Genomic DNA, 24,590 nt, shown 5'->3' on the forward strand with positions numbered 1-24,590 from the left:
AGCCTTCATAAGCGCGAAGGTTTTATTTCTGTTGTTTTGCTTTTTTCCAGGTGCACACCAAACTGATCACGAATACAGTTTGACAAGGCAGTGAACTCCGCGAGATGAGCCGTTGAAGATCTTGCCACTAGAGCAATAACCCTTTTAGGCACTGGCGCACTCAATTCTTTAGCAAGCAGATCTGTATTTTTTAGGAGACTACTCTTAACGGCCATCTCTGGCAACAAAGCAATCCCCAATCCAGATTCAACCATTTGCAATAAAGTGAGAAGGCTGGTTGCTTCCATGCTCTCGTCTTTACGGATGTCAACCTTCCTGCATGCTTGCAAACTGTGCTCACGCAAGCAGTGCCCTTCTTCCAAGAGCAATAGTCGCTCTGCCATCTTGGCAGGCAGCGTAACTTCTTTTCCTTTAAGGGCTGGATCGCCTTCTTTTGCAACCAACCAAAAACCATCGTCAAACAACTCTTCTACCAACAGACCATCAACGTCATAAGGCAAGGCAATTAGCGCAAAGTCTAATTTATGATCGGCGATCCTGGAAAGTAAGTTAGCAGTTAAATCTTCACGCAAAGTAATTTTCAAACTTGGGAAGCGCTCACGAACTTCTGGCAATACGGAAGGCAATAAAAATGGGGCGATTGTTGGAATCACACCCAATCGAATAGTTGCCGTCATGGGCTTACCGGATGCACTCGCATACTCAACCAAATCCTCAGAGGCCGTCAAAATGGTTTTTGCTCGCTCTAACACCTCCGTACCCGCCGGGGTAATCGAAACGCTTTGGCGATCACGCTCTACCAACTGAATCCCAAGCCCATCTTCTAACTCTTTTAAACCCGCGCTCAGAGTAGATTGACCAACGAAACAGGCCTCAGCTGCTCGTGTGAAATTGAGCTCCTTTGCCAAAGCAACGAGGTAGGTTAACTGCTTTAATGACGGTAAATAGGCCATACTGCCCCCTTATCGGATATTTAGATAAATATTAGCATCTTCATTTACCGGGTTGATTAATAGGGTCGAACGGGAAAAGTCATCTCCACTTAAAATTGATAGAAATAATGAAGGAATCAATATGAAATCTTGGCAATGTATCGTGTGCGGCTTCATCTATGACGAAGCCAAGGGCTTACCTGAGGACGGCATCGCACCTGGTACAGCTTGGGCTGATGTCCCAGAGGATTGGGAGTGCCCTGATTGCGGCGTAGCCAAATCCGACTTTGAAATGGTTCGGATTAGCTAACCCCCTCTATTCCGTCATTTAAAAATATCCACATATTTAAAGCATTAATAAGGAGCCCAGCCTTGAATCAGAACGCGTCACAAACAACATCCCCTATCGTCATTATTGGTAGCGGCTTGGCTGGGTACACCTTGGTCCGTGAAATTCGGAAACTAGATAAAACGACTCCTATTACCCTCATCACGCGTGAGCCTGGTTACTTTTATTCAAAGCCAATGCTATCGACAGCATTTGCCAGCAAGAAAGAAGCTGCGCAACTCATATCGACACCCGCCGATGGAATGGCAGCTCAACTTGAAATCAACATCTTGTCACAAACGGATGTGAGTGCAATTGATGCAAGTAAAAAAGTAGTCTCTACCAACAAAGGAGAGATTCCCTTTGAAAAACTAGTCTTAGCTTTGGGTGCCGATCAGATTCGTATCCCACTTCAAGGTAATGCGGCAAATGAAGTGATGACCGTGAATGATCTAGAAGAGTATGGTCAATTCCGCGAAGCTATTGCCAATAAAAAGAGTATCGCGATTCTTGGCGCAGGCTTGATTGGATGCGAGTTTGCAAATGATTTAACGCTGGGTGGTTACAAGGTGGATGTTATTGACCTTGCCCCGCAAGCTCTGGGCCGTCTAATCCCCGAAACAGCCGCAGCCGAGCTACAAACAAAACTCAGTGAAGCAGGAGTCCGGTGGCACTTTAATACCACCGTGCAAACAGTAGACCGCTCAGGCGATAGTCTCAGCGTGACTCTAGCAAATGGTTCTAATATCACCTGTGATTTTGTACTCTCGGCAGTTGGATTAAAACCAAGAGTGGATTTAGCTAAAGCTAGCGGTATTTTTACCGGTGCCGGTATTCAAGTAAATCGAGAGTTGCAAACCAATCTTCCAGATGTTTATGCACTGGGTGATTGCGCAGAAGTCGAAGGTCTCGTTCTTCCATATGTGATGCCTATCATGCAAGCCGCTAGAGCGCTAGCTCAAACACTTACCGGTCCACGCACCGCATTAAGCTACCCTGCAATGCCGGTCATGGTAAAAACGCCTGCGCTACCTACAGTTGTTTCTCCTCCCGCTAAAGGCGTAAATGGTCAATGGAAAACCCAAAAGATTGAGGGTGGCCTAGAAGCACGTTTTGAATCTGATGACGGAAAATTACTGGGATTTGTATTGATGGGTTCGGCAACTGCTCAACGAGCTACCTTGAGCAAAGAGCTACCCCCTATTCTTACCTAAGCCCTCTAGAGCCTTTGTTGATACTTGAAAACAAAAAGGCCCGCATAGCGGGCCTTTTTAACAATTGCTGACTTGATTAAGAAACAATCACGAACCAAGTTGTGTTGTGAGACTGAGCAACCATTAAGAACAGCATTGGTACTGAGAGTAATGTGTTCAAACGGGATGTCAACATCGCTACGCGAGCAGACTTTGCTTTTGTATCAGCATCTACAGTAACGATACCAAGGGCACGTTTTTGGTTTGGCCAAATGATGAACCAAACATTGAATGCCATTACTAATGCAATCCACATACCCAAACCAATTGCGCGGAATGGAGCTTGCAATGTAAACGCTTGGTGAGCATAGCCACTTAATGTAGCCACGATCAAACCTGTCAATACGGTAAACAAAGCTGCGTAACGGAACCAGAACAATGCGGTTGGCGCAATTACTTTACCAATCGCTGGCTTCTGCTCATCAGGAATCTTTGGCATAGAAGGAATTTGCACAAAGTTGAAGTACCAGAGCAAACCAATCCACATCACACCAAACATTACATGCAACCAACGGAATACGAATGGCAATTCAGCGGAGCTGAAGTTACCGCCTAAAGCGAGAATAATCAAAACGAGAAGCACAAAACCAGCAAATACAGTGCGTCCTAATGAAGACAAGATTGAAGCCATGAATGGATCTCCTATATATAAATGCGTTCTAACTATAAACGATTCTGCTAATTTTGTTCGACAGGGCAAATTTTTGAAAATCCAGCCCAAAATGGCAAGCTAGATAGTGACTTAGCGCTTATTCAAGGGCAAAATCTCTAAAAACTGACTAATTAGAACAATGAGACACAACTTATGATGACCCGATCTAGATTCTTGCGCTTACTGAGCAGCCTAAGCTTGCTTGGACTCACCCATCTTTCATACAGCGCCTATGCTCAAGAATTTCCGCCTAAGAAAACCATCACGATTGTGGTTGGCTTTGCTGCAGGAGGTTCCGCCGATAGCGCGGCACGTGTAATCGCCAAAAAGCTAAGTGAGGATCTAGGTCAAAACGTCATCGTTGATAACAAACCTGGCGCTGGCGGCAATATCGCTCATGCCTATACCGCAACCGCGCCCGCAGATGGTTCGGTAATTTTATTTGGCTCAATTGGTCCACTTTCAATTGCGCCTCATCTCATGAAGTTGCCATATGACCCGCAAAAAGATCTAGCACCACTCACAATGGGCGTTACCTTTCCAAATGTCTTAGTAGTCATTCCAGAGCTTGGCGTTAAGAATTTCAAAGAATATGTTGCCCTGGCGAAAAAGAATCCTGGCAAAATTACCTTCGCCTCAACAGGAAGCGGATCTGCCTCCCACCTACAGGGAGAGCTTTTGAATGTGCGCGCGGATATTGATACTGTCCACGTGCCTTATAAAGGTGGCAGCCCAGCTATGGTTGATCTTTTGGGTGGTCGAGTGTCTTCTTACTACTCCGCACTCGCTACGGCTGACCCCTATATTAAAAATGGCAAGCTCATTCCAATTGCGACAACGGGGTTGAAACGCGCGCCTACCCTTCCAAATGTTCCTACGATTGCAGAATCAGGCTACCCAGGCTTTGATGCAAGCAACTGGTATGCATTTGTTGCGCCTGGAAAAACACCGGATGTCATTCTAGAAAAATGGAATAAGGCTTTAGTTGCTGCACTAAAAGATAAGACAACCAATGCGCAACTAGCGGAACATGGCCTGATGCCGAATCCAGGCAGTCGTGAAGATTTGCAGAAATATATCGCCAGTCAATCTGCGATGTGGGGAAAAATTATTGCTGATAGAAAAATCACCGCTGAGTAAATACGCAGCGGTGATATAAGTAAAACTGAACAGTCTTTTATTGAGCTGTCCAGCCCCCATCCATATTCCAAGCCACCCCGCGGACTTCCGATGCATCAGGACCGCAAAGGAATACCGCCAATGCCGCCAACTGTTCTGGGGTTACAAACTGTCCGGACGGCTGCTTCTCAGACACCAGCGCAATCTTAGCGGCCTCGTTTGATATACCTTCACGCTCTGCGCGAGCATCCACCTGCTTTTGCACCAATGGTGTCAATACCCAACCAGGACAAATCGCATTACAGGTAATACCGGTGCGTGCATTTTCGAGAGCGGTTACTTTGGTTAAACCGACAATGCCATGCTTAGCAGCTACATAAGCAGCTTTTTGTGTTGATGCAACTAGACCATGCACGGATGCAATATTAATAATGCGGCCCCAGTTGCGTTTTTTCATGCCAGGAAGGGCATGGTGTGTTGTATGAAATGCCGAACTGAGGTTGATAGCAATAATCGCATCCCACTTATCAGTTGGAAACTCGTCAATACTCGCAGTGTGCTGAATACCGGCGTTATTAACCAAGATATCTAAAGATCCAAAACGTTTTTCTGTTTGCTTAATGAGATCTTCAATTTCTGCTGGCTTACTCATGTCAGCACCGTGGTAATCAACTTCCACGCCGCACGCTTTGATCTTAGCAATTGCCTCGTCTTTTTCACCAAAGCCATTCACCATAATATTGGCGCCTTGCTTTGCCAAAGCAATCGCCATTCCAAGACCAATGCCGCTAGTTGAGCCTGTAACTAGTGCTGTTTTACCTTTTAAAGAAGACATATAAACTCTCTCAAGAAGTTAAGTGAATACAGAATACAACGAACAATATCAAATCAAATGTAGCCAATGGCCAAGCTGGTGCCAAAAGCTCTCTGGCACCAAAGTCAGCAACCAGGTCATTGTTAAATAGCGCAACAACTTCCCGATAAACATATAAATCAAACAGGGTTGCCACGCCAACTTGAGCCACCCTGCTGCCAGACACAGAGGATCACCAAAACCCGGCAACCAAGAAAGCAACAGTATTTTTGGGCCCCAATCTTCCAGCCAAACTTTAAGCTTGGTATTTTTGGGCTCTCCTACGGACTTCATGCCTTGACGTGCAAGGTATCCAAGCCACCAGTCCAACATACCACCTAAGGTATTACCAACTGCTGCAACCATAATAGCCACCCAATACAACTGAGGATTTAGAGTGATGTAGCCGAATAAAATTGGCTCTGACCCAAGGGGCAATAGCGTTGCAGAAACAAAGGCACTAACGAATACAGCCGGCAGCCCTACCGAGGGCATACCAAACCATGCAAAAAAGTGCTGAAGTGCTTGTTCTATCAAGCAAAAACTCCGGATTTTTTCAAAATAGAACTGCTTTCGTATTGGATACATTCATTTTAAGCTCAAGCACACTTATGCATTCCTCATGATTTTCAAATCTTGCTTAAACTAATGGTTTGCACCTAATTGCCATAGAGATCCATCATGAACCACCCCATCCCCAAGCCAGACCAATACCAAGATATGCGTGAAGCATTGCGCGATTTATGCGGCAGCTTTGATTCGGCTTACTGGCAAAAAATTGACCATGAGCGCGATTATCCAGAGGCGTTTGTGGATGCGATGGCACAAGCAGGTTGGTTGGCCGCCTTGATCCCAGAAGAATATGGTGGATCAGGCCTAGGTTTAGCAGAAGCCTCAGTGATTATGGAAGAGATTAATTTTTCTGGCGGCAATGCGGGCTCTTGTCATGGACAGATGTACAACATGGGCACTTTATTGCGCCATGGCTCAGAGGCGCAAAAGAAACTCTATCTTCCCAAGATTGCAACCGGGGAATTACGTTTACAAACGATGGCTGTTACAGAGCCAACTACAGGTACAGACACCACCAAGCTCAAAACTACTGCCGTCAAAAAAGGTGACAAGTATGTAGTCAATGGCCAGAAAGTGTGGATCTCCCGCATTCAACATTCTGATTTAATGATTCTCTTGGCTCGAACCACACCATTAGCTGAAGTGACTAAAAAGTCTGAAGGCATGTCGATCTTTATTGTCGATCTCAAAGAAGATATTGGCAAAGGCATGACTATTCAACCGATTGCCAATATGGTGAATCATGAAACCAATGAAGTCTTCTTTGATAACCTAGAGATTCCTGCAGAGAACTTAATTGGCGAAGAAGGCAAAGGATTTAAGTACATCCTAGACGGACTTAATGCGGAGCGTACTTTGATTGCTGCTGAATGTATTGGTGACGCCTACTGGTTTGTGGATAAAGCTCGTCGCTACGCCAATGAACGGGTCGTATTTGATCGCCCAATCGGCAAGAACCAAGGTATTCAGTTTCCGATTGCTGACTCTTATATCGAAACAGAGGCAGCAAACCTGATGCGCTTTAAGGCTTGCAATCTATTTGATGCCAAGCAACCATGTGGTGCTGAAGCAAATATGGCCAAGTACTTAGCAGCCAAGGCTTCATGGGAGGCGGCGAACGTCTGCTTGCAAACTCATGGTGGTTTTGGCTTTGCTAATGAATATGACGTTGAGCGCAAGTTCCGCGAAACGCGTCTCTATCAAGTTGCGCCAATCTCTACCAACTTAATCTACTCCTACGTTGCCGAGCATATTCTTGGTCTTCCAAGATCTTTCTAATAAAAAAATAAATATGAGCGTTCGCCCTTTAGACGGTATTACAGTTGTTGCCTTAGAGCATGTCATAGCTGCACCTTTTTGCACAAGACAACTCGCTGATCTTGGGGCTCGCATTATTAAGATTGAACGTCCAGGTGATGGCGACTTTGCAAGAGGGTATGACACTCAAGTAGAAGGCCTTTCTTCTCACTTTGTTTGGGTAAATCGCTCTAAAGAAAGCATCACCCTTGACCTCAAGCAAAACTCTGCGCTTGATGTTTTAAAGAACCTACTTAAAACAGCTGATGTATTCATTCAAAATCTTGCTCCTGGTGCGGCAGCTCGCATGGGACTCACTCCAGAAGCACTGCAAAAAGAAAATCCAGGCCTGATTCTTTGTGCGATTTCCGGCTATGGCAATGATGGCCCTTACCGTGATAAAAAAGCGTATGACCTTTTAATTCAGAGTGAGGCGGGCTTTCTTTCTATTACTGGCACACCAGAGGTGCCAAGTAAGGCAGGAAATTCCATTGCTGATATTGCTGCTGGTATGTATGCCTATACCAATATTCTGGCAGCCCTCTTGCAAAGAGGAAAAACAGGCAAAGGCACAGTAATTGATATCTCAATGTTAGAGGCATTGAGTGAGTGGATGAGCTTTCCTATGTATTACGCATACAAAGGTGCTAACCCCCCTTCTAGAAATGGCGCATCGCATGCCACCATCTATCCCTACGGCCCTTTTAAAGCCGGCGATGGAAAGACGGTAATGTTAGGCCTACAAAACGAGCGTGAGTGGGTACAGTTCTGTGAGATCGTTTTAGAAAACTCTTCGCTAGCAAAAGATGAGCGCTTTGACAAAAACTACAAGCGCAATGAGAAGCGAGCTGAGCTATTAGAGATCATCAATACATGCTTTGAGAAGCTCACAGCGGAGCAGGTGATTGCGAGGCTGGATAAAGCGCAGATTGCTAATGCGCGACTCAATGATATGGAAGGCCTTTGGAAGCATGAGCAACTAAAGGCTCGCCAGCGTTGGACAGAAGTCGGCACTCCAGCAGGCAACATCCCCGCCCTTCTACCGCCTGGCTTAAATGATAGTTATCACTTCCGGATGGATGCCATCCCTGCGGTTGGACAACATACCGAATCCATTCTGAAAGAACTCGGCATGAGCGATGCGGATATCGCGAAAATGCGCGCTAGCGGAGCGATTTAAAGCAGAGGTGAAGCTAGATGCGCGGCGTTCTCTAGGTAATGATGCCAGCGAGGACGCTTTGCCCAAACCTTAGGATCCACAAAATCGGATTGCTGCAAATAAGTTTCAATTAACTTTTCAAGCTTGGCGCAGAATGCATCGTTATAGACAATCAGGCTAATCTCGAAATTTAAACGAAGACTGCGTTGATCAAAGTTCACTGACCCAAAGATTGCAATGCGCTTATCGATCAGCAAACTCTTGGTATGAAGTAATCCCCCATGAAACTCTGCGATTTGGACGCCAGCACTCATTAGGTCAGAATAGAAGCTCTTGCTGCTCCAGGCTACAAGTGTGGAGTCATTCAGTTTTGGAACAATCAGAGTGACCTTAACCCCCCTACCTGCCGCTGCCATTAAGGCCTGGATCAATCCGTCATCCGGACCAAAATAAGGCGTGGTGATGGTGAGCTCCTGGCGAGCATCCATAATTGCCGAGAGTAGAACTTGATACAAAACATCATCTCGATATACTGGTCCAGATGAGAATTCTTGCGCCAATGCCGCGCCTTCATGCGGAGATGCTGGTGGCTCACGATCATTGAAATGCTTGATTCGAGGGTTATCAACACTCCAGTCAAAAGCAAATGTGAGTTCAAATTGGGACGCCACAGGGCCCTCAATGCGAACCATGGCATCAACCCACTCTCCAACACCGGAGTCCTGCTTAAATGTACGTGGATCAACCATATTCATACTGCCAGTCCACACTACAGCGCCATCAATAACAAATATCTTTCGATGCAGACGCAAATCCGCGCGCCGAAACTGAAAACGGCCAAACTGAATTGGTAAGGCTTCCGTTACCTGAATACCAGCGGCGCGGAAACGCTCGGGCCATTGTGACTTAAACCAATCTTTACTACCCAAGGAGTCCAGTAATACTCGGCACGCAACACCACGCTTAGCGGCAGCAATTAATGCCTCACCCACTTTATCGGCATCGCCACCCAAAGCCCAGATATAGAACTCCAAATGCAAACTCTTTTTAGCTAGATCAATCTCATGAATAAATAATTGCAATATCTTTAGAGATTCTGTGTGCAACTCGATCTTATTTCCGGCGACTACAGGCGATCCATTACGGGATTCTGCAAGCAAACTTAATGCCTGACCTTCCAATGGCAGCTTCTTGCGATCTGCCAAGTATTGTTGGCGCATTTCTTGAGTAATCTTTTCATACTCATGATTCATGCGAACAATCTTTCTAGTTAGCTTACGTCCAACTGGACGCTCACCGATCAAAATGTATAAAGATATACCGATAAGAGGCACTAGGATCACAATGAGGAACCAAGCAAATGCTACTCCCACAGGTCTTCTAGCTGAGATGAGATAAAGACCAAATAAAAAAACGATGCTGGCATGCAGGATTGGGATCCAGATTAATGAAAACCCAAAAACTGATCCGAAGATATAAGACAGTATGTTCATTCCAATTCCAATTCAGCAGCAATACCTAGATGATCCGACAACTTTAACCATTCATGCAAAATTTCTACTGAATGAATTTTAAGTCCACGCACATAAATACGATCCATGGGCAAAATTGGCTTCACGCTGGGAAATGTTCTGGCAGGAGCGCCAGTAAGAACCTCAAAAACCTCATTAAACCCAGCGTCCCGCATTGGGGAGCCCACCCGATTGCGCCAATCATTGAAGTCACCAGCAACAATCGTCGGAGCGCCCCCAGTTAATTCTTCGATGTAACGAATGATTTCTCCAACCTGGCGCTCCCTACCTCGCTCGAACAAGGCCAAATGAACACAAAAGCAATGAATAGCTGGAGCAAGCCCATCAAATTGGATCATGCTGTGTAGCAAGCCACGCTTTTCAAAACGATATGCGGAAATATCGTAATTATTTCCCTTGAATAAAGGTCGCTTAGAAAGAATCGCGTTTCCATGATGACCATCTGGATACTCAACATTTTTTCCGTAATGCCAATCATGCCAAAAATCTTCAGACAAAAAATCAGTTAACTCTGTTATTGGCCACTGACCAAAACGACGAATGCGCCCACGATGTTCTTGCTGCAATTCTTGCAAGAACAAAATGTCTGGATGATGACTACGCATTTTTTGGCGCAATTGATAAATAGTTGAATGACGATGCAAGGGAGATAACCCCTTGTGAACATTCATACTCATTACTGTAAAGCGGGTGGTTTGTATTTGAGTCACTAAGACTATCCCGCAGCGTTTTGGCGTCGAATCCGCGCCATATAAATTTCACTTTCAACCAAGTCCTGACATTGCATGCACTTATTGCAAATCGAGGCTTGCTCCCTCAGCTCATCTATTGAGCTAATTGGGTTGGCGTCTAAATACTCACGCAAATCAATATCAAACACCTCATTACAGAGGCAAACTATTTCAGCCATAAGTTAAAAATAAGGGAAATCGATCTCATTTCAGTCATTTTGCCATTGCCTTGATAGAATCAAGCGCATGTTGACTGCCTTTCGCGATGCCTTTGCCCTGCTTGCACACCTAGATAGTGGCGTACTGGGTATCGTTCTGGTGTCTCTGCAGGTTAGCTTAACCGCCCTCCTGTTTGGCACCCTTCTTGGGGTCCCCATTGGCGCATTACTGGCTACCGAAGAATTCCAGGGTAAAAAAACAATTATTGTGACCCTCAACACCTTGATGGGGGTTCCCACCGTCATTGTTGGGGTCATTGTTTATCTGTTGCTATCCCGCTCTGGACCCTTAGGGGCTTGGGGATGGCTTTTTACTGCGAAGGGCATGACACTTGCCCAGACCCTCCTAACTACCCCATTAATTGCAGCCCTCAGCAGGCAAATCCTGGAAGACTCATGGAAGATTCATCGAGACTCTTTTTTAAGCCTTCGCTTACCCCCCTTTGCTCGCTACAAATGGCTTATTTGGGACTGCCGCTTCTCACTAACGATCGCGATTTTGGCCGGCCTTGCCAGGGCCATTTCCGAAGTTGGAGCAGTCATGATTGTGGGCGGCAATATTGATCACTCAACCAGAACCATGACCACTGCAATTGCCCTGGAAACGAGTAAGGGTGACTTGCCCCTAGCTTTAGCTTTGGGAATCATTCTGTTAACTATTGTTCTCCTAGCAAATTTATTTACTTTTGCTGTGCGACAAATTGTGGAGCGTCGCTATGGTTAATATCAATGAACAATTTGAACGATTCATCGAACTCAACGATATTACCGTTGCAAGGGATGGTCGAATAATTTTGAATATCCCTCATGCCCTGATTCCAGCGGATCGAATTACTGCCTGCATTGGCCCTAATGGCGCTGGCAAAACTACCCTACTTAAAGTGCTGGCTGGGTTGATACAGCCTGATACAGGCTCCATTCAATTTTCATTTGGCGGCAAAACTGCTTTAGTACTTCATCACACCCCAATGATCAAAGCATCAGTACGCGCCAATTTAGGCTTAGTTAGAGATGTTGATGCCTCCATTACCGATCAAGAGATTGATATTGCATTAAAGCAAGTGGGGCTTGATAAATTAGCGCAAAACCCCGCCCACAAGCTCTCAGCAGGCGAACGTCAGAAGCTCTGCCTTGCTAGAGCCATATTACAAAAACCAAATCTGGTTCTACTGGATGAGCCTACAGCCAACCTAGACCCCAACACCACTGAACAAGTAGAAGAAATGATTCGACAATTTAATCGGAACGGTGCCGATCTTCTTTTCTCCTCCCATCAGCTTGCTCAGGTACAAAGACTAGCCAAATACATACTATTTATTGATCAAGGAGAGATAAAAGAAAAGGGACCCGTAGGCCCCTTCTTTTTAAATCCGCAAACTACAGCAGCAAAACGCTACCTACATCAAGAACTTATTACCGAGTAATTTCCAAGCAATTATTTTGCGGCTGGCGCTGGAGCAGGAGCTGCAGCTACAGGCGCAACAAATGGTGGTGGCGCAACACAAGCAGCTGGCGCAGGAGTTCCGGCAACCCTGAATTTATCAGCCACTCGATTTTGCGCTTGGCACAATTGATAAGCGGCAACCTTATCCCCATAAGCAGCTTTTGCCTTTGTTAAAGCCGCTGCTTCTGCTTGCTCGGGGGTTAATGGAGGCAATGCCGCTAAAGCAGCCGCACTAGTTAGCGTGCTGAATGTAAAAGCAATGATTTTTTTCATGGCTTTGTCCTTACTTATTTACTTTGTTGTACCAGAGCTCATGGTGCTCTTTAGCCCAAGTAGCATCCACGTAGCCAGTTTTCATGCCATCGATTGAGCCTTGCGAACCGATAGTGCCAATATAAATATGGCCCATTGCCATTGCGGTCATCAAAATCGCAGAGCTACTATGAATGACATTGGCAATTTGCATCGTGCCACGCAGGTACTGCATATCCATAAATGGAACGATCATATCGAGCACGAAGCCAGAACCAGAAATTACCAAGCCGAGGAATGTCATGCCAAACCAGAACCAGAACTTCTCACCAAAATTAAAGAATCCCGCTGGAATATGTTTGCCAGTAAAGATCCCGCCAAAACCCATAATCCACTCCATATCACCCTTGCCAAATAAATTTTTATGAGCAAAGAGAAGGAAGAAAATAACGATACAGATCGTAAACAATGGGCCGGTAAAGTTATGGATATTTTTGCAAACCATCAAGAAAGATCCATACGCTGCCCCACCCATCAGCGGCATCGCAAAGTATTTTCCATAAAGAATCATTAAACCCGTAAACGCCAGAGCTAGAAAGCTAAAAGCCATCAACCAATGGACCAAGCGATCAAATGCGCTAAACCGCTTGATCTTTGTGCCTGACATTGGTTCATGCAACTTCATTGGGCCTTTTAAGGTATAGGTTGCGATGATGCCAAAAAAGGCAATAGCCAATAACCAACCGCCATAAACGGTAATAACGCCGTTACGAATCACGCGCCACTCTTGGCCAGCACGCTGAATCAACACACCAGCTTGCTTATCAGGAATGCTGACGTAGTTTTGCGGATCGCTATTAGGCGCAGTGAAGATTGAAGGGTTCGCAGGCTGAGACTGAGCCTGTGTTCCACTAGCAAGCGCATTAGGATTTGCGGGCACTGATGACGGTGGAATATCTACACCACTTGGTGAAGGCAATGGCGCCATTGGCGCACGTTCCGCAAAAGTCATGCCACTAACTAGCGTGAGTGATAAACCTAAAGTCACCACCAAAGTGCCTAGTACTTTAGAAAATGATCGTTTCATAAAAATGTCCTTGAACGTTATCGACGTTATCGTTTTATTTATTGTTTTTAGATGATCACTTAATACGACTGTATTCGTTTTGACCTTGGTTGCGCTTGTCAATCGACTCAGTCCAACTAGCTTGATTGCCAGGCGTCCAGCCTTTTGTCATGAAGCCATTATTGGCACCCATGTAAGGAGCAACATCAGGACGCTTAGCAGCCTTAGCGGCAATCTCAGGAGGCTCAGAGCATGCAGTCAATAATCCAGCAACAATGCTAAGGCCGAGAATCTTAAAATGTGATTTCATTATTTAGCCCCCGGAATTTTTGCAGCAGGTGTTGGAGTTGGCGCTGGTGAATCAGGGCCACCGTAAGCAGTTGTCCAACCAAATGCCTTGGAACCAGGATACTTGCCATTTTTCTCACGAGTTTTAACGCGATTATTGAAAATATCGGTAATCACATCACTATCGCCACCGATCAATGCCTTGGTAGAACACATTTCGGCACACAATGGCAACTTACCTTCTGCCAAACGGTTGCGACCATACTTCTCAAACTCAGCGACACTGCCATTCTCCTCTGGACCACCACTGCAGAATGTGCACTTGTCCATCTTACTACGTGAACCAAAGGCGCCTTTACTCAAGAACTGAGGCGCTCCAAATGGGCAGGCAAATGAGCAGTAGCCATAGCCGATACAAATATCTTTGTCATGAAGGACCACGCCTTCATCAGTGCGATAGAAACAATCCACTGGACAAACCGCCATACAAGGCGCATCAGTACAGTGCATACAAGCAACTGATACAGATTTCTCCTGACCGATAATGCCGTCGTTTACCGTTACGACACGACGACGATTCACGCCCCAAGGCACTTCATTGTCGTTCTTACAAGCAGTGACACAGCCGTTGCATTCAATACAACGCTCCGTATCGCAGATAAATTTCATTCTTGCCATTGTGTTCTCCTGACTCTATCTTTTACTTAGGCAAATTTTTCGATTTGACACATGGTTGTCTTGGTCTCTTGCATCATCGTGACCTGGTCGTAACCATATGTTGTAGCGGTATTAACGGCCTCACCCTGAACTACTGGGGCTGCGCCCTCTGGGTAGTACTTGCGAAGATTCTCACCCTGCCACCAACCAGCAAAGTGGAATGGCACCCAAGCAGTTCCTTGATCAACGCGCTGAGTTACCAATGCGCGTACCTTGATCTTGGCGCCAGTAGGAGATTTGACCCAAACATAATCCCAGTTCTTAATGCCACGATCAGCCGCAGCCTTTGGATTGATCTCCACAAAGTTCTCTTGCTGAAGTTCAGCCAACCAAGGATTCGAACGGGTCTCATCACCACCGCCCTCGTACTCCACCAAGCGACCTGAAGTCAGAATAATCGGGAACTTCTCATAAAGCTTGTTGTTCAAGTTTTGATCTTGAACAGTCTTGTACAGCGTTGGTAAACGCCAGAAGTTCTTCTTATCTGCTGAAGTAGGATACTTGCGCATCATCGCTGCATTGGTACTGTAGAGCGCCTCGCGGTGAATTGGAACCGGATCCGGGAAATTCCAAACTACGGCGCGAGCTTTCGCATTACCAAATGGATGACATCCATTCTTCATGACAACGCGCTGAATACCGCCAGATAAGTCCGTCTTCCAGTTTTTACCTTCTGCTAACTTCTTCTCATCTTCAGTTAACTGATCCCACCAACCCAACTTCTTAACCAATACATGGTCAAATTCTGGGTAGCCAGTTGTAATTGCCGAGCCTTTGGAACAAGAGCCATCAGCAGCCAATAAACTTACACCATCACGCTCAACACCGAAGTTAGCGCGGAAGTTACCACCACCTTCCATCACACTCTTACTGGTGTCATAAAGATTTGGTGAACCTGGGTGTTTAATTGCCGCCGTGCCATAGCAAGGCCAAGGCAAGCCATAGTAATCGCCAGTCGTGTCGTATCCAGTTACTGGATCCACGCCACCACGAGACTTCAGAGTCTTCGGATCAAAAGTGGCAACCATTCTCATATGCGCTTTTAAGCGCTCTGGCGTCTGACCGGTATAGCCGATAGTCCAGCATGAACGATTAATCTCGCGCAAGATATCTTCAATTTGCGGCTCTCTCCACTGCTTGCCTGCAAACTTAGAATTGAGAATCTTGTAGTTCTTAGACAACTCTTCACCAAAACCAATACGATCAGCAAAAGCTTGCATGATCACATGGTCTGGCACAGACTCAAACAATGGATCGATTACTTTTTCGCGCCACTGCAATGAGCGATTCGATGCGGTTGCGCTGCCCACTGTTTCAAACTGGGTAGCAGCAGGCAATAGATAGACATTGCGATTCTTATTAACAGTGTCGCCTTCTGCTGGAGGCATTGCCGCCATTGCCGCAGTCGCGCTTGGGTATGGATCAACCACCACCAACAGATCCAACTTATTCATCGCGCGCTTCATATCCAAACCACGGGTTTGAGAGTTGGGCGCATGACCCCAGAAGAAGAGGCCCTTCACATTTGTCTGTTGATCAATCATGTCGTTCTTTTCAAGAACGGCATCAACCCAGCGAGAAACAGTAGTGCCCGACTTTTCCATCATGTCTGGCGCATAACGACCCTTAATCCAATCGTAATCAACACCCCAAACAGTCGCGAAGTGCTTCCATGAGCCTGCAGCCAAACCATAGTAGCCAGGTAATGAGTCTGGGTTAGGTCCTACGTCAGTTGCACCTTGAACGTTATCGTGTCCGCGGAAGATATTGGTACCACCACCTGATTTACCTACGTTACCCAAAGCCAATTGCAAGATGCAAGAGGCACGCACCATAGAGTTGCCAATGGTGTGCTGAGTTTGACCCATACACCATACAACGGTACTTGGGCGATTCTTTGCCATTGTTTCAGCAACTTTATACATCTGCGCTTCAGGAACTCCACAGGCCTCCTCAACAGCTGCAGGAGTCCATTTCTCCATCACTTCTTTACGGATTTCTTCCATTCCATAAACGCGATCATTAATGTACTTTTTATCTTCCCAACCATTTTTGAAGATGTGATAAAGAACACCAAACAAGAATGGAATGTCAGTACCCGAACGAATGCGCACGTATTGATCAGACTTTGCTGCAGTACGGGTGTAACGTGGATCAACTACGATCACCTTGCAACCGTTTTCCTTAGCGTGCAACAGGCTCAACATCGACACAGGGTGAGCCTCTGCCGCATTTGAACCAATGTACAAGGCCGCCTTGGCATTCATCATGTCGTTGTAACTATTGGTCATGGCGCCATAGCCCCATGTATTTGCTACACCGGCAACGGTTGTTGAGTGACAGATACGGGCCTGATGGTCTGTATTGTTTGTTCCAAAGAAAGAGACCCACTTACGCAGCAAGTAGGCCTGTTCATTGTTGTGCTTAGAAGATCCGATAAAGAACATTGCATCCGGTGAATATTTCTCACGAATGCCCTTCATTTGCGCAGTAATTTCAGTAAGCGCTTGATCCCAAGAAATGCGTTGATATTTGCCGTCCACTAATTTCATTGGATAACGCAAACGATAGTCACCATGACCATGCTCGCGTAAGGCAGCGCCTTTGGCACAGTGAGCACCCATATTGATTGGAGAATCGAATACAGGGTCTTGACGCACCCAAACGCCATTCTCAACCGTCGCATCTACAGCGCAACCCACTGAACAGTGCGTACAGATAGAACGCTTAACCTCAATCTTGCCCTTGCCATCCAGCATGGCTTTGCTTGGTTCGGCGGCAGCCTTTTGTACTAGGCTTAACTGGCTAGCAGCAATGCCTGCGCCAACGCCAATTCCGGAGCGCTTTAAAAAGGTACGACGATCCATTGTAGGAGCCGCCTTAAGGCCGCGAGACAAACTGCCAATAAGGCGTGTAGTAGATCGACTACTTTGAGGTGTGTTGGATTTACGAGTCAGACTCATGTTTTATCCCTGAGAATTTTTATATCTATTGAAGAACAGTAAGTTTGGTAAAAATGCCAATCTCTTAAATCATGGTGCTTGCGTAATATTTGCGCATATGCTCGGTCATGGTTTTTGTCTCCTCCGAACCCTTTGTGACTCCAGCGATTTCTTTGGTAATTGCTTTACCAACGGATGTTTGCGAAGCGACGGCAACAGCCCCCACTGCAGCGCTTGCACCAATAAAGAACATTCGACGAGAAGTCTTAGTCTCTTTGCTTGAAGCTACTTTGGATTTTGTGCTCACGGCATGCTCCTTTGTGTTTTTTCTTGACTTACATCAAGTTTAATCACTTATTGCACTTTTGACATATCTATGTAGCAAAACAAATATAAGGATTCCCCTATATTGCGATGCAACATTAAATCATGTCAAAACTTTGGCCTTCAATATCTAGGAACTCTCTAGTAAGCACGGCAACAGGATGGTAGAGATGCATCTCTGGGAGATCTTGAATGGCATCACATAATTCCTCATACCAAGGGCGGATATGCTCGTTGAAAAAAACCCTTTGGTTGGTAAGGTTTGATACCTCTACATCATCCCCTGCGATTAGATAGCGCATCACCTCACATAACGAGGAAATATGATCTTCAGTTTCGGTGACCTCTTCAGCGGCCTCAAGCCCAAACCCCTCAAGCGCTTTACGAATATTTACCAGCGGTCTTTCATTGAGATGGCCGGCCATATAAAACGAACCATTTAAAACAACATTTGGCTTGCCAACGCTAATGAAATTCAAATCAAATTCGTCATGCCAAGCTTTAGCAGGATTATTTTTTGCAACCTCAACCAGATCCAACCATGCTCTAGCCAATGGAGCATCATCAGAAGCACCCTGCTGATCACCGGTAGCGGCAATTTGATCTAAAAATTCTTGGTCAGGCGGCAAATGGAAAAAGCGTGCGATTAATCCATACAGATCCGCTCTAGCCAAGTCTTCTGGCAAACCGACATCCCCAACTTCGGTAGCTGATGGCTTATCTGTCTTCTGGGTACCCTGATCTGTCATAACTCTTTCTTTACCATATCCACCACTCGGCAATCGCCGCACATTTTTAAACGATCCATGGCTGCACCACTGAAGGCGCTATGCGCCCCCAATTTAGCCAGCATGAGATCCACCATTTTTGTAGTTCCGAAAGGTTTACCGCAACTAATGCAATGGAAAGCTTGGGTCTCATTTAGGGTTTGTTTTTGCTTGCGTTGCTCAACACTCTGCAAACGTGGATCTAAGCCCAACGCATTTTCAGGACATGTTTGAACACAGATGCCACATTGAACACATTGCTTTTCAATAAAGGACAGAATGGGTTCATCGACATTGTCCAGAAGCGCACCCTCTGGACAACTGCCAACACAAGACATGCACAAAGTACATGCATCACGATTAATCTTTAATCCACCCAATAAAGAATTTTTAGGAAGAGGTGCGCCTGCTTCAGGTAATCGTGTCTTCGCTTGTTTTTGTAAATACTCCAAAACCGCTTCTAAAGTTTCCCGCTTTTGATTTGATAAACCAAAGCTTGCCGGTGCGCAAATGGCCTTTAAACTACCGCGTTGGCGCAGATTACCCATTACTTTAGATACTGAGTTCAAGTCATCTTGAGAATCGGCCATTAGCAATTGAATGCGATTATCAAATCCGTACGCATTCAGAATTGAATTAGCCAGCTTCACTTGATTGATTAGCGCATCGCGATAGGCTGGATCCTCATCCCCACTTAATAGCAAGATGAGCTCAGCAAAACCATATGACAAGGCTCCAAGCCATAGCTCTAAACCAGTCGATGCAATATGCTCAATACCATACGGAACCACAAAAGCTGGAAGACCCTCAAACTGTTTTGGTAAAACATGGGCAGATCGACCCAAGCTATCAATCAGTTCGGTACCTGCCTTGAAGTTATGCAGCAACAAGCTTGGTGAGAGATCCAAATTAAGTTTTGCAGCCTCTGCGTTAAATACGCTAGCGATAGTTTTTAATTCTTTTCCTTGATGCGAGACACTTGGATAGTTATAGCGCATCGCCCCAGATGGGCAAACGGTGGAGCAAGCACCGCAACCCATGCAAAGATTGGGATTGACCTCAACGGCTCCTTGGCAATTCTTAAAGAGAGAGCTGATTGCCCCGGTAGAACAAACATCGATACAAGCGCTACATCCAACTTTGCCATTTCGGCCATGCGCGCAAAGCTTATCGTTGTATACAAAATATTTAGGTTTTTCAAACTCGCCCACCATCTCAAGCAATTGATTCAAGATCAATGCTTGTTCTAGGGGATCGCTGCCAGGCGCAAAATAGCCTTGCGGTGTTTGACTCATGCGCATTGATGGGTTTTGGCGCAAATCTAGAACTAAATCGAATTCAGAAATGCGTTCACGCTCTTCTCGATCAAATGAAATTGCCCCAATACTTGCACAAGCGGTTACGCAAGAGCGATGCGCTTTACATTTATTTAAGTCAATTTGAAATGAAAGATCGATTGCATTTTCTGGACAGGATTCAAGACATGCTCCGCAACGAGTACACATCTCTAAATCAATGGGATTCTGCGCCTCCCAAGTTACCGTGAATTTACCAAGATAACCATCTAGCTTGGTAACTGCACCGCTGTAGATGGGGTAATCACGAGCAAGTGGTAATTCGCTTGGCTCAGTACAGAGAACCGAAACATCTAATGAGGTTTGAAACCTTTCCGCCCAAGGTATTGCTTGAGCACCAGGACCCAAAATTAATAACCTACCTTGGCTCTCGTAATTAACGACTGGCACAGCCTCTGCTTCTGGCATCTCACTTAAGGCGAGTAGTGCAGCAATCTTAGGCCCCGATGTTTTTGCTTCTTGCGTCCAACCGGCAACCTCTCGAATATTGACGAACTTTAATGGAGCAATTAACGGCTTTTCAGATTGGTTTGCCAACTCACCAAATAAAGAAGCTTCTTGCGTGCAAGCAACCACTATGGATTCAGGGCTATCCAAGCCCTTCAAGAAAGAACCCACCTCTTGCCTACATAAAGAGTTGTGCATGGTCACGCCTAACGCCTTGGCGTCTAGAGGCATTGTGCCATTGCAATTACATACGAATTTTTGACCCATGAACTACCTTCTAGGTTTTTTTCTGCTCTAACTCTGATGAGGGGATGCCAATATTTGTCGCCACAGTTGATGACTCATTCATCGACCGATTAACCCCCTGAATATCGAAAGATGTTATAGCAGTTTGAGTTTCTGCCGCTAAAGCCTGACTTTCGGGGTTGGACAAAGCGTCGGCTGACTTGCCGCCATCCTTTGTCGCAACTACTTCTGCCTTCTTGCGGAATAGATTCAACATATCGCTTTGAACCATCCGCTCTAGCATACCCTGCGGTAGTGGATCTGGCTTGGAATAGTCATCAATATAAATATCTAGGCCATCCATCACATTGAAGTGCGGGTCAGTAAACATCTTTTTTAAAGCTGCCTGCTGAACAGCGGGGTCAACGTCTGGCTTCATGAAAGCGGAGAAATCAGGTGCAAATCGATCGATTTTTTCCACGTCCTCAAGCGTCACTGGAGGTGGATTTTGAATTTCTTCTTTTGTCTTATCTAGCGTGCTGCCATCCAAGGCCTGCTTTGTGGAACTTGGCTTAATCAACTCTTCAGGAGGATCGACGTCCTTTTCTTTACCAGACTTGCGACGAGACCAGCGACTAAAGAAGCCTTCGGTCATCTCTCCTCCGTAGGGCGCTCAGCACCTTTGAATGAAGCGGGCTTATGACGTTTTTTAGGTTCTGGTCGGTAATGGTCATCGACAAACTCCTGTAACCAGGCGGTATGTTCCTGGCTCATCGGCACTGTATCAACAGACTCGCCGCCATCAAGTAATCGAGCTGCCTCGTTATAGCTTACGCAAATACGATGGGGCACGGCAATGGTTGCGTCAGCCCTAGCCAAAGGAAGAGACTGCACATCAATATAGCGATCAATATCTTCTTCAAGGCGCCACATCACAAACCAACACGGCTTGGGAGCTGAGGTATTGAGGTAGTAACCCTCTGACTCATCCTGAAAAAGGTCTAATTCAAATCCAGTAAACAACCATGTTTCGCTATCCGCATCACGCTCATGAAATTTCCCCGTGATTGAATTGGGTGTTTGACTTTCGAACTGCCCAAAATCAGGCAAAACCTCTTGAGGAACCCAGCGGTGCGAAACCCATGGGTTATCCATTTTTTGTTTACGCATGAGTACCGCAAAGCGCATAGAGATTTTGCTCTTAAGTGTTTTGAACCACAATGTTAGGGAACTTGCTGCTCATATCCTTAGATAGCGTAGCGACTCTAATAGCGACTCGTCTAGCAATGTTTTTATAAATTGCACTGATGGCGCCATCAGGATCGGCAACCACAGTAGGCCTACCCGCATCAGCCTGCTCACGTATCGATAGATTCAAAGGCAACGCACCCAGGAACTCAACGCCGTAGTCCTTGCACATTTTTTCACCGCCACCAGCACCAAATACATGCTCTTCATGTCCGCAACTTGGGCAAACATAAGTGCTCATATTCTCAATAATGCCAACAATAGGCACTCCAACCTTTTCAAACATCTTGAGACCTTTGCGGGCGTCAAGCAAGGCAATGTCTTGCGGTGTGGTCACAATCACCGAACCTGTTACTGGCACTTTTTGAGAAAGCGTTAATTGGATGTCTCCAGTACCTGGCGGCATATCTACTACCAAGTAATCCAAATCACGCCAACGTGTTTGGCGCAACAATTGCTCTAATGCTGAAGTCACCATTGGGCCACGCCATACCATCGGCGCATCATCATCAATTAAGAAACCAATTGAGCTTGCTTGCAAACCATGTCCTTCCATCGGCTCAATCGTATTTTCCTCAAGAGAATCTGGTCTACCAGTTATACCCAACATCATCGGCTGACTTGGTCCATAAATATCTGCATCCAATATTCCGACCTGCGCGCCCTCAGCAGCTAGAGCTAGTGCTAAGTTAACAGCTGTAGTCGATTTGCCAACACCGCCTTTACCGCTTGCAACGGCAATAATATTTTTCACACCAGGGAGCAACTTAACGCCACGTTGAACGGCATGCGCAACGATTTGACTGTTGACATTCACGCTAACGTTTTTAACGCCTGGTAAATTACGCAAAGAATTAATCGCTGCTTTTCTAATTAAATCGAACTGACTTTTTGCTGGATAACCTAAAACGATATCCAGAGAAATATCGCCATCCTCTACTTTGAGATTTTTAATATTTTTAGCGGTAACAAAATCGATATTCGTATTAGGATCAACGACACTTTTCAAGGCACCTTGAACCGCTTCAACAGTAACTGACACTACTTTCTCCTGTGGCGAGTAACCCATGCAATACATCACGGAGTTACAAAAAATATTGAATTAATAAGAAGTAGATTAACCGCACCAGCAAAAAATTGCTTGAAATGAGATCGCGTGATCTCGTGAGGCTAGATTAAAAAATGGCTAAGCTGATGTAATACACAACCATAGACATCAAGGCAGTCGCAGGAATCGTGAAAATCCATGCCCATACGATGTTTCCAGCCACACCCCAGCGCACTGCGCTAGCTCTTTGAGTGGAGCCCACACCAACAATAGCCCCAGTGATTGTGTGGGTAGTTGAAACTGGAACGCCCAAAGCTGTGGCTGCAAAAAGAGTAATCGCACCACCAGTCTCAGCACAGAAACCGCCAACTGGTTTGAGCTTCGTGAGTTTTTGGCCCATGGTTTTAACAATACGCCAACCACCAAACATGGTACCCATAGCGATCGCGATGTAACAAGCAATAATGGTCCAGGTGGGAGGCATGCTGGCAGAGGCATCTGTATAGCCAGTAATTATTAATAACAACCAAATAATGCCGATTGTCTTTTGTGAATCATTTCCACCATGCCCAAGACTATAAGCGCCCGCAGAGAGTAGCTGCAACCGCCTAAACCAACGATCAGTTTTTGATAGCGTTACATGTCGGCAAACCCAAGCTACCAATAACATCATCAACGAGCCCAACAGAAAACCAACTAAAGGAGATATGAAAATAAAGGCAACCGTCTTAAAGATGCCGCCCCATACCAAACCGGCAAGACCCACCTTCGGAAGCGCAGCTCCAACCAAACCGCCAATTAAGGCGTGGGAAGAGCTGGATGGAATTCCATAAAACCAGGTCACCACATTCCAAACAATGGCACCAACCAAAGCGCCAAAGATCACATGCAAATCAATTCCTGATGGATGAACGATTCCTTTACCAACAGTTGCGGCAACACTAAGATGGAAGATAAAGATTGCTAAAAAATTAAAGAAGGCCGCAAACACAACGGCTTGTTGCGGCTTCAGAACACCAGTGGATACAACAGTTGCAATAGAGTTCGCCGCATCATGAAATCCATTCATGAAGTCGAAACCAAGCGCAAGTATTACTAAAAGCGCTACCACCCAAAAAGCTACTTCTGTCGCTGGCAACTTAGTTCGCCTTAAGAGTTTTCAAGAACAATGCCTTCAACCAAATTGGCAACGTCTTCACATTTATCGGTTACTTCTTCGAGCAATTCATAAATACGTTGGCACTTGATTAGCTCACGGACCTCGATATCCTCGCGGAACAGCCTTGTAATAGCGGTCGATAGCAGGCGATCAGCCCCAGACTCGAGATGATCGATTTCATCGCAAGTCTTCAAAGCAGCCTTAGCAACCTCAGGATCGGAGATATCTTTTAGAGTACCTACAGCGTTCTTCATGCTGATGCAGCACTGATTACATAGCTCAGCCATCTGCAGCATCTCTGGCGTCATTTGCTTCACATCATAAAGATGCATCGCTTCTGTGCCGTTTTGCAATAAATCTGCAACGTCATCCATCGTATTGATGAGTGAAAAAATTTGATCGCGATCGATTGGGGTAATAAATGTTTTATGCAAGCGGCGATGCACTTCTTTAACCACATCATCGCAAGCGTGTTCCGCTTTATCAACTTCTTGCGTGTATTTCGCACGCAAAGCTTCATCGTTGTAATGTTCAACAAACTTCAAAAAGGATTCTGAAGCTGCAACGATATTTCCAGCATGTTCATTGAACAATTCAAAGAAATTACCATCGTGAGGCATTAACTTACTGAAGAACATAAATCACGATCCTTTAGGAACAAA

The 24,590-nt window shown here is 45.7% G+C and carries 27 protein-coding genes; 7 read left to right on the forward strand and 20 right to left on the reverse strand.

Annotated features, from left to right (window positions below; all coding sequences use genetic code 11):
* Nucleotides 1-5: 5 nt before the first annotated feature.
* On the reverse strand, nucleotides 6-953 hold the full coding sequence (locus tag DCO17_RS07280) for a hydrogen peroxide-inducible genes activator (protein ID WP_173956083.1): 948 nt from the start codon (nucleotides 951-953) through the stop codon (nucleotides 6-8).
* 121 nt (nucleotides 954-1,074) lie between these two features.
* On the opposite strand from DCO17_RS07280, the gene DCO17_RS07285 reads away from it, so the two are divergent.
* Entirely contained in the window at nucleotides 1,075-1,242 is a 168-nt protein-coding gene (locus tag DCO17_RS07285; protein WP_217425410.1) for a rubredoxin, read from the forward strand.
* Nucleotides 1,243-1,304: 62 nt separating this feature from the next.
* Nucleotides 1,305-2,474, forward strand: a complete 1,170-nt coding sequence (locus tag DCO17_RS07290) for an NAD(P)/FAD-dependent oxidoreductase (RefSeq protein ID WP_173956084.1) — start codon at nucleotides 1,305-1,307, stop codon at nucleotides 2,472-2,474.
* A 76-nt stretch (nucleotides 2,475-2,550) separates the two neighbouring features.
* Here DCO17_RS07290 and DCO17_RS07295 read toward each other — a convergent pair whose 3' ends face one another.
* Nucleotides 2,551-3,144 (reverse strand): urate hydroxylase PuuD, encoded by a 594-nt coding sequence (locus DCO17_RS07295; protein ID WP_173956085.1) that lies wholly within the window; start codon nucleotides 3,142-3,144, stop codon nucleotides 2,551-2,553.
* A 174-nt stretch (nucleotides 3,145-3,318) separates the two neighbouring features.
* On the opposite strand from DCO17_RS07295, the gene DCO17_RS07300 reads away from it, so the two are divergent.
* Nucleotides 3,319-4,305, forward strand: a complete 987-nt coding sequence (locus DCO17_RS07300; protein WP_173956086.1) for a Bug family tripartite tricarboxylate transporter substrate binding protein — start codon at nucleotides 3,319-3,321, stop codon at nucleotides 4,303-4,305.
* A gap of 37 nt (nucleotides 4,306-4,342) precedes the next feature.
* Here the strand turns inward: DCO17_RS07300 and DCO17_RS07305 are convergent, their stop codons facing one another.
* A complete protein-coding gene (locus DCO17_RS07305; protein WP_173956087.1) occupies nucleotides 4,343-5,119 on the reverse strand; it encodes a 3-hydroxybutyrate dehydrogenase in 777 nt (258 codons plus the stop codon).
* A 48-nt stretch (nucleotides 5,120-5,167) separates the two neighbouring features.
* Nucleotides 5,168-5,671 (reverse strand): YqaA family protein, encoded by a 504-nt coding sequence (locus tag DCO17_RS07310; protein ID WP_173956747.1) that lies wholly within the window; start codon nucleotides 5,669-5,671, stop codon nucleotides 5,168-5,170.
* 147 nt (nucleotides 5,672-5,818) lie between these two features.
* Here DCO17_RS07310 and DCO17_RS07315 point away from each other — a divergent pair, with 147 nt between their 5' ends.
* Nucleotides 5,819-6,988 (forward strand): acyl-CoA dehydrogenase family protein, encoded by a 1,170-nt coding sequence (locus tag DCO17_RS07315; protein WP_173956088.1) that lies wholly within the window; start codon nucleotides 5,819-5,821, stop codon nucleotides 6,986-6,988.
* Between the two features lie 13 nt (nucleotides 6,989-7,001).
* Nucleotides 7,002-8,186: a CaiB/BaiF CoA transferase family protein gene (locus DCO17_RS07320; protein WP_173956089.1), complete on the forward strand. Its 1,185-nt coding sequence runs from the start codon at nucleotides 7,002-7,004 to the stop codon at nucleotides 8,184-8,186.
* Here DCO17_RS07320 and cls read toward each other — a convergent pair.
* Genes cls through DCO17_RS07335 form a run of 3 tightly spaced genes read right to left on the reverse strand, consistent with a single transcriptional unit; the run spans nucleotide 8,183 to nucleotide 10,607 of the window.
* On the reverse strand, nucleotides 8,183-9,658 hold the full coding sequence (gene cls / locus DCO17_RS07325; protein WP_173956090.1) for a cardiolipin synthase: 1,476 nt from the start codon (nucleotides 9,656-9,658) through the stop codon (nucleotides 8,183-8,185). The genes DCO17_RS07320 and cls overlap by 4 nt on opposite strands.
* Nucleotides 9,655-10,374 carry an endonuclease/exonuclease/phosphatase family protein gene (locus tag DCO17_RS07330; protein ID WP_437342821.1) on the reverse strand — a complete coding sequence of 240 codons (720 nt, stop codon included), beginning with the start codon at nucleotides 10,372-10,374 and terminating at the stop codon, nucleotides 9,655-9,657. The genes cls and DCO17_RS07330 overlap by 4 nt, the downstream gene beginning before the upstream one ends.
* A gap of 38 nt (nucleotides 10,375-10,412) precedes the next feature.
* Nucleotides 10,413-10,607: a (2Fe-2S)-binding protein gene (locus DCO17_RS07335; RefSeq protein WP_173956092.1), complete on the reverse strand. Its 195-nt coding sequence runs from the start codon at nucleotides 10,605-10,607 to the stop codon at nucleotides 10,413-10,415.
* Between the two features lie 67 nt (nucleotides 10,608-10,674).
* Between DCO17_RS07335 and DCO17_RS07340 the strand changes: the two genes are divergently transcribed.
* A complete protein-coding gene (locus tag DCO17_RS07340) occupies nucleotides 10,675-11,370 on the forward strand; it encodes an ABC transporter permease (RefSeq protein WP_173956093.1) in 696 nt (231 codons plus the stop codon).
* A complete protein-coding gene (locus tag DCO17_RS07345) occupies nucleotides 11,363-12,070 on the forward strand; it encodes an ATP-binding cassette domain-containing protein (protein WP_173956094.1) in 708 nt (235 codons plus the stop codon). The genes DCO17_RS07340 and DCO17_RS07345 overlap by 8 nt, the downstream gene beginning before the upstream one ends.
* Before the next feature lie 11 nt (nucleotides 12,071-12,081).
* On the opposite strand, the gene DCO17_RS07350 is transcribed toward DCO17_RS07345, so the two are convergent.
* The 13 genes from DCO17_RS07350 to DCO17_RS07410 all read right to left on the reverse strand — a co-directional run bounded on the left by DCO17_RS07350 (nucleotide 12,082) and on the right by DCO17_RS07410 (nucleotide 24,566).
* A complete protein-coding gene (locus DCO17_RS07350; protein ID WP_173956095.1) occupies nucleotides 12,082-12,363 on the reverse strand; it encodes a hypothetical protein in 282 nt (93 codons plus the stop codon).
* A gap of 10 nt (nucleotides 12,364-12,373) precedes the next feature.
* A complete protein-coding gene (locus tag DCO17_RS07355; protein ID WP_173956096.1) occupies nucleotides 12,374-13,429 on the reverse strand; it encodes a formate dehydrogenase subunit gamma in 1,056 nt (351 codons plus the stop codon).
* A 55-nt stretch (nucleotides 13,430-13,484) separates the two neighbouring features.
* A complete protein-coding gene (locus DCO17_RS07360; protein ID WP_173956097.1) occupies nucleotides 13,485-13,718 on the reverse strand; it encodes a hypothetical protein in 234 nt (77 codons plus the stop codon).
* Complete coding sequence (gene fdh3B, locus DCO17_RS07365; protein WP_173956098.1) at nucleotides 13,718-14,374, reverse strand: formate dehydrogenase FDH3 subunit beta; 657 nt, start codon at nucleotides 14,372-14,374, stop codon at nucleotides 13,718-13,720. The genes DCO17_RS07360 and fdh3B overlap by 1 nt, the downstream gene beginning before the upstream one ends.
* 26 nt (nucleotides 14,375-14,400) lie before the next feature.
* Nucleotides 14,401-17,376 carry a formate dehydrogenase subunit alpha gene (locus DCO17_RS07370; RefSeq protein ID WP_173956099.1) on the reverse strand — a complete coding sequence of 992 codons (2,976 nt, stop codon included), beginning with the start codon at nucleotides 17,374-17,376 and terminating at the stop codon, nucleotides 14,401-14,403.
* 64 nt (nucleotides 17,377-17,440) lie between these two features.
* The gene (locus tag DCO17_RS07375) at nucleotides 17,441-17,662 is read right to left on the reverse strand and encodes a hypothetical protein (RefSeq protein WP_173956100.1); all 222 of its coding nucleotides are present in this window, start codon (nucleotides 17,660-17,662) and stop codon (nucleotides 17,441-17,443) included.
* 115 nt (nucleotides 17,663-17,777) lie between these two features.
* Nucleotides 17,778-18,428, reverse strand: a complete 651-nt coding sequence (locus DCO17_RS07380; RefSeq protein ID WP_173956101.1) for a TorD/DmsD family molecular chaperone — start codon at nucleotides 18,426-18,428, stop codon at nucleotides 17,778-17,780.
* Nucleotides 18,425-20,515, reverse strand: a complete 2,091-nt coding sequence (locus tag DCO17_RS07385) for a 4Fe-4S binding protein (protein WP_173956102.1) — start codon at nucleotides 20,513-20,515, stop codon at nucleotides 18,425-18,427. The genes DCO17_RS07380 and DCO17_RS07385 overlap by 4 nt, the downstream gene beginning before the upstream one ends.
* A gap of 10 nt (nucleotides 20,516-20,525) precedes the next feature.
* The gene (locus DCO17_RS07390; RefSeq protein ID WP_173956103.1) at nucleotides 20,526-21,128 is read right to left on the reverse strand and encodes a DUF3306 domain-containing protein; all 603 of its coding nucleotides are present in this window, start codon (nucleotides 21,126-21,128) and stop codon (nucleotides 20,526-20,528) included.
* On the reverse strand, nucleotides 21,125-21,643 hold the full coding sequence (locus tag DCO17_RS07395) for a DUF3305 domain-containing protein (protein WP_254598738.1): 519 nt from the start codon (nucleotides 21,641-21,643) through the stop codon (nucleotides 21,125-21,127). The genes DCO17_RS07390 and DCO17_RS07395 overlap by 4 nt, the downstream gene beginning before the upstream one ends.
* A 31-nt stretch (nucleotides 21,644-21,674) precedes the next feature.
* A complete protein-coding gene (gene apbC / locus DCO17_RS07400) occupies nucleotides 21,675-22,763 on the reverse strand; it encodes an iron-sulfur cluster carrier protein ApbC (RefSeq protein WP_173956105.1) in 1,089 nt (362 codons plus the stop codon).
* A 133-nt stretch (nucleotides 22,764-22,896) separates the two neighbouring features.
* Nucleotides 22,897-23,838: an inorganic phosphate transporter gene (locus DCO17_RS07405; protein ID WP_437342822.1), complete on the reverse strand. Its 942-nt coding sequence runs from the start codon at nucleotides 23,836-23,838 to the stop codon at nucleotides 22,897-22,899.
* An 80-nt stretch (nucleotides 23,839-23,918) separates the two neighbouring features.
* Nucleotides 23,919-24,566, reverse strand: coding sequence for a DUF47 domain-containing protein (locus DCO17_RS07410; RefSeq protein WP_173956107.1), 648 nt, complete (start codon nucleotides 24,564-24,566; stop codon nucleotides 23,919-23,921).
* Nucleotides 24,567-24,590 lie beyond the last annotated feature (24 nt).

Source organism: Polynucleobacter tropicus (genome assembly GCF_013307225.1).
Classification (GTDB): Bacteria; Pseudomonadota; Gammaproteobacteria; order Burkholderiales; family Burkholderiaceae; genus Polynucleobacter; species Polynucleobacter tropicus.

Coding starts and splice junctions, on each gene's coding strand:
- DCO17_RS07280 (WP_173956083.1), bottom strand. CDS start 953: ATGGCCTATTTACCGTCATTAAAGCAGTTAACCTACCTCGTTGCTTTG.
- DCO17_RS07285 (WP_217425410.1), top strand. CDS start 1,075: ATGAAATCTTGGCAATGTATCGTGTGCGGCTTCATCTATGACGAAGCC.
- DCO17_RS07295 (WP_173956085.1), bottom strand. CDS start 3,144: ATGGCTTCAATCTTGTCTTCATTAGGACGCACTGTATTTGCTGGTTTT.
- DCO17_RS07300 (WP_173956086.1), top strand. CDS start 3,319: ATGATGACCCGATCTAGATTCTTGCGCTTACTGAGCAGCCTAAGCTTG.
- DCO17_RS07305 (WP_173956087.1), bottom strand. CDS start 5,119: ATGTCTTCTTTAAAAGGTAAAACAGCACTAGTTACAGGCTCAACTAGC.
- DCO17_RS07315 (WP_173956088.1), top strand. CDS start 5,819: ATGAACCACCCCATCCCCAAGCCAGACCAATACCAAGATATGCGTGAA.
- DCO17_RS07320 (WP_173956089.1), top strand. CDS start 7,002: ATGAGCGTTCGCCCTTTAGACGGTATTACAGTTGTTGCCTTAGAGCAT.
- cls (WP_173956090.1), bottom strand. CDS start 9,658: ATGAACATACTGTCTTATATCTTCGGATCAGTTTTTGGGTTTTCATTA.
- DCO17_RS07330 (WP_437342821.1), bottom strand. CDS start 10,374: ATGAGTATGAATGTTCACAAGGGGTTATCTCCCTTGCATCGTCATTCA.
- DCO17_RS07335 (WP_173956092.1), bottom strand. CDS start 10,607: ATGGCTGAAATAGTTTGCCTCTGTAATGAGGTGTTTGATATTGATTTG.
- DCO17_RS07340 (WP_173956093.1), top strand. CDS start 10,675: ATGTTGACTGCCTTTCGCGATGCCTTTGCCCTGCTTGCACACCTAGAT.
- DCO17_RS07345 (WP_173956094.1), top strand. CDS start 11,363: ATGGTTAATATCAATGAACAATTTGAACGATTCATCGAACTCAACGAT.
- DCO17_RS07350 (WP_173956095.1), bottom strand. CDS start 12,363: ATGAAAAAAATCATTGCTTTTACATTCAGCACGCTAACTAGTGCGGCT.
- DCO17_RS07355 (WP_173956096.1), bottom strand. CDS start 13,429: ATGAAACGATCATTTTCTAAAGTACTAGGCACTTTGGTGGTGACTTTA.
- DCO17_RS07360 (WP_173956097.1), bottom strand. CDS start 13,718: ATGAAATCACATTTTAAGATTCTCGGCCTTAGCATTGTTGCTGGATTA.
- fdh3B (WP_173956098.1), bottom strand. CDS start 14,374: ATGGCAAGAATGAAATTTATCTGCGATACGGAGCGTTGTATTGAATGC.
- DCO17_RS07370 (WP_173956099.1), bottom strand. CDS start 17,376: ATGAGTCTGACTCGTAAATCCAACACACCTCAAAGTAGTCGATCTACT.
- DCO17_RS07380 (WP_173956101.1), bottom strand. CDS start 18,428: ATGACAGATCAGGGTACCCAGAAGACAGATAAGCCATCAGCTACCGAA.
- DCO17_RS07385 (WP_173956102.1), bottom strand. CDS start 20,515: ATGGGTCAAAAATTCGTATGTAATTGCAATGGCACAATGCCTCTAGAC.
- DCO17_RS07390 (WP_173956103.1), bottom strand. CDS start 21,128: ATGACCGAAGGCTTCTTTAGTCGCTGGTCTCGTCGCAAGTCTGGTAAA.
- DCO17_RS07395 (WP_254598738.1), bottom strand. CDS start 21,643: ATGCGTAAACAAAAAATGGATAACCCATGGGTTTCGCACCGCTGGGTT.
- DCO17_RS07405 (WP_437342822.1), bottom strand. CDS start 23,838: ATGAATGGATTTCATGATGCGGCGAACTCTATTGCAACTGTTGTATCC.
- DCO17_RS07410 (WP_173956107.1), bottom strand. CDS start 24,566: ATGTTCTTCAGTAAGTTAATGCCTCACGATGGTAATTTCTTTGAATTG.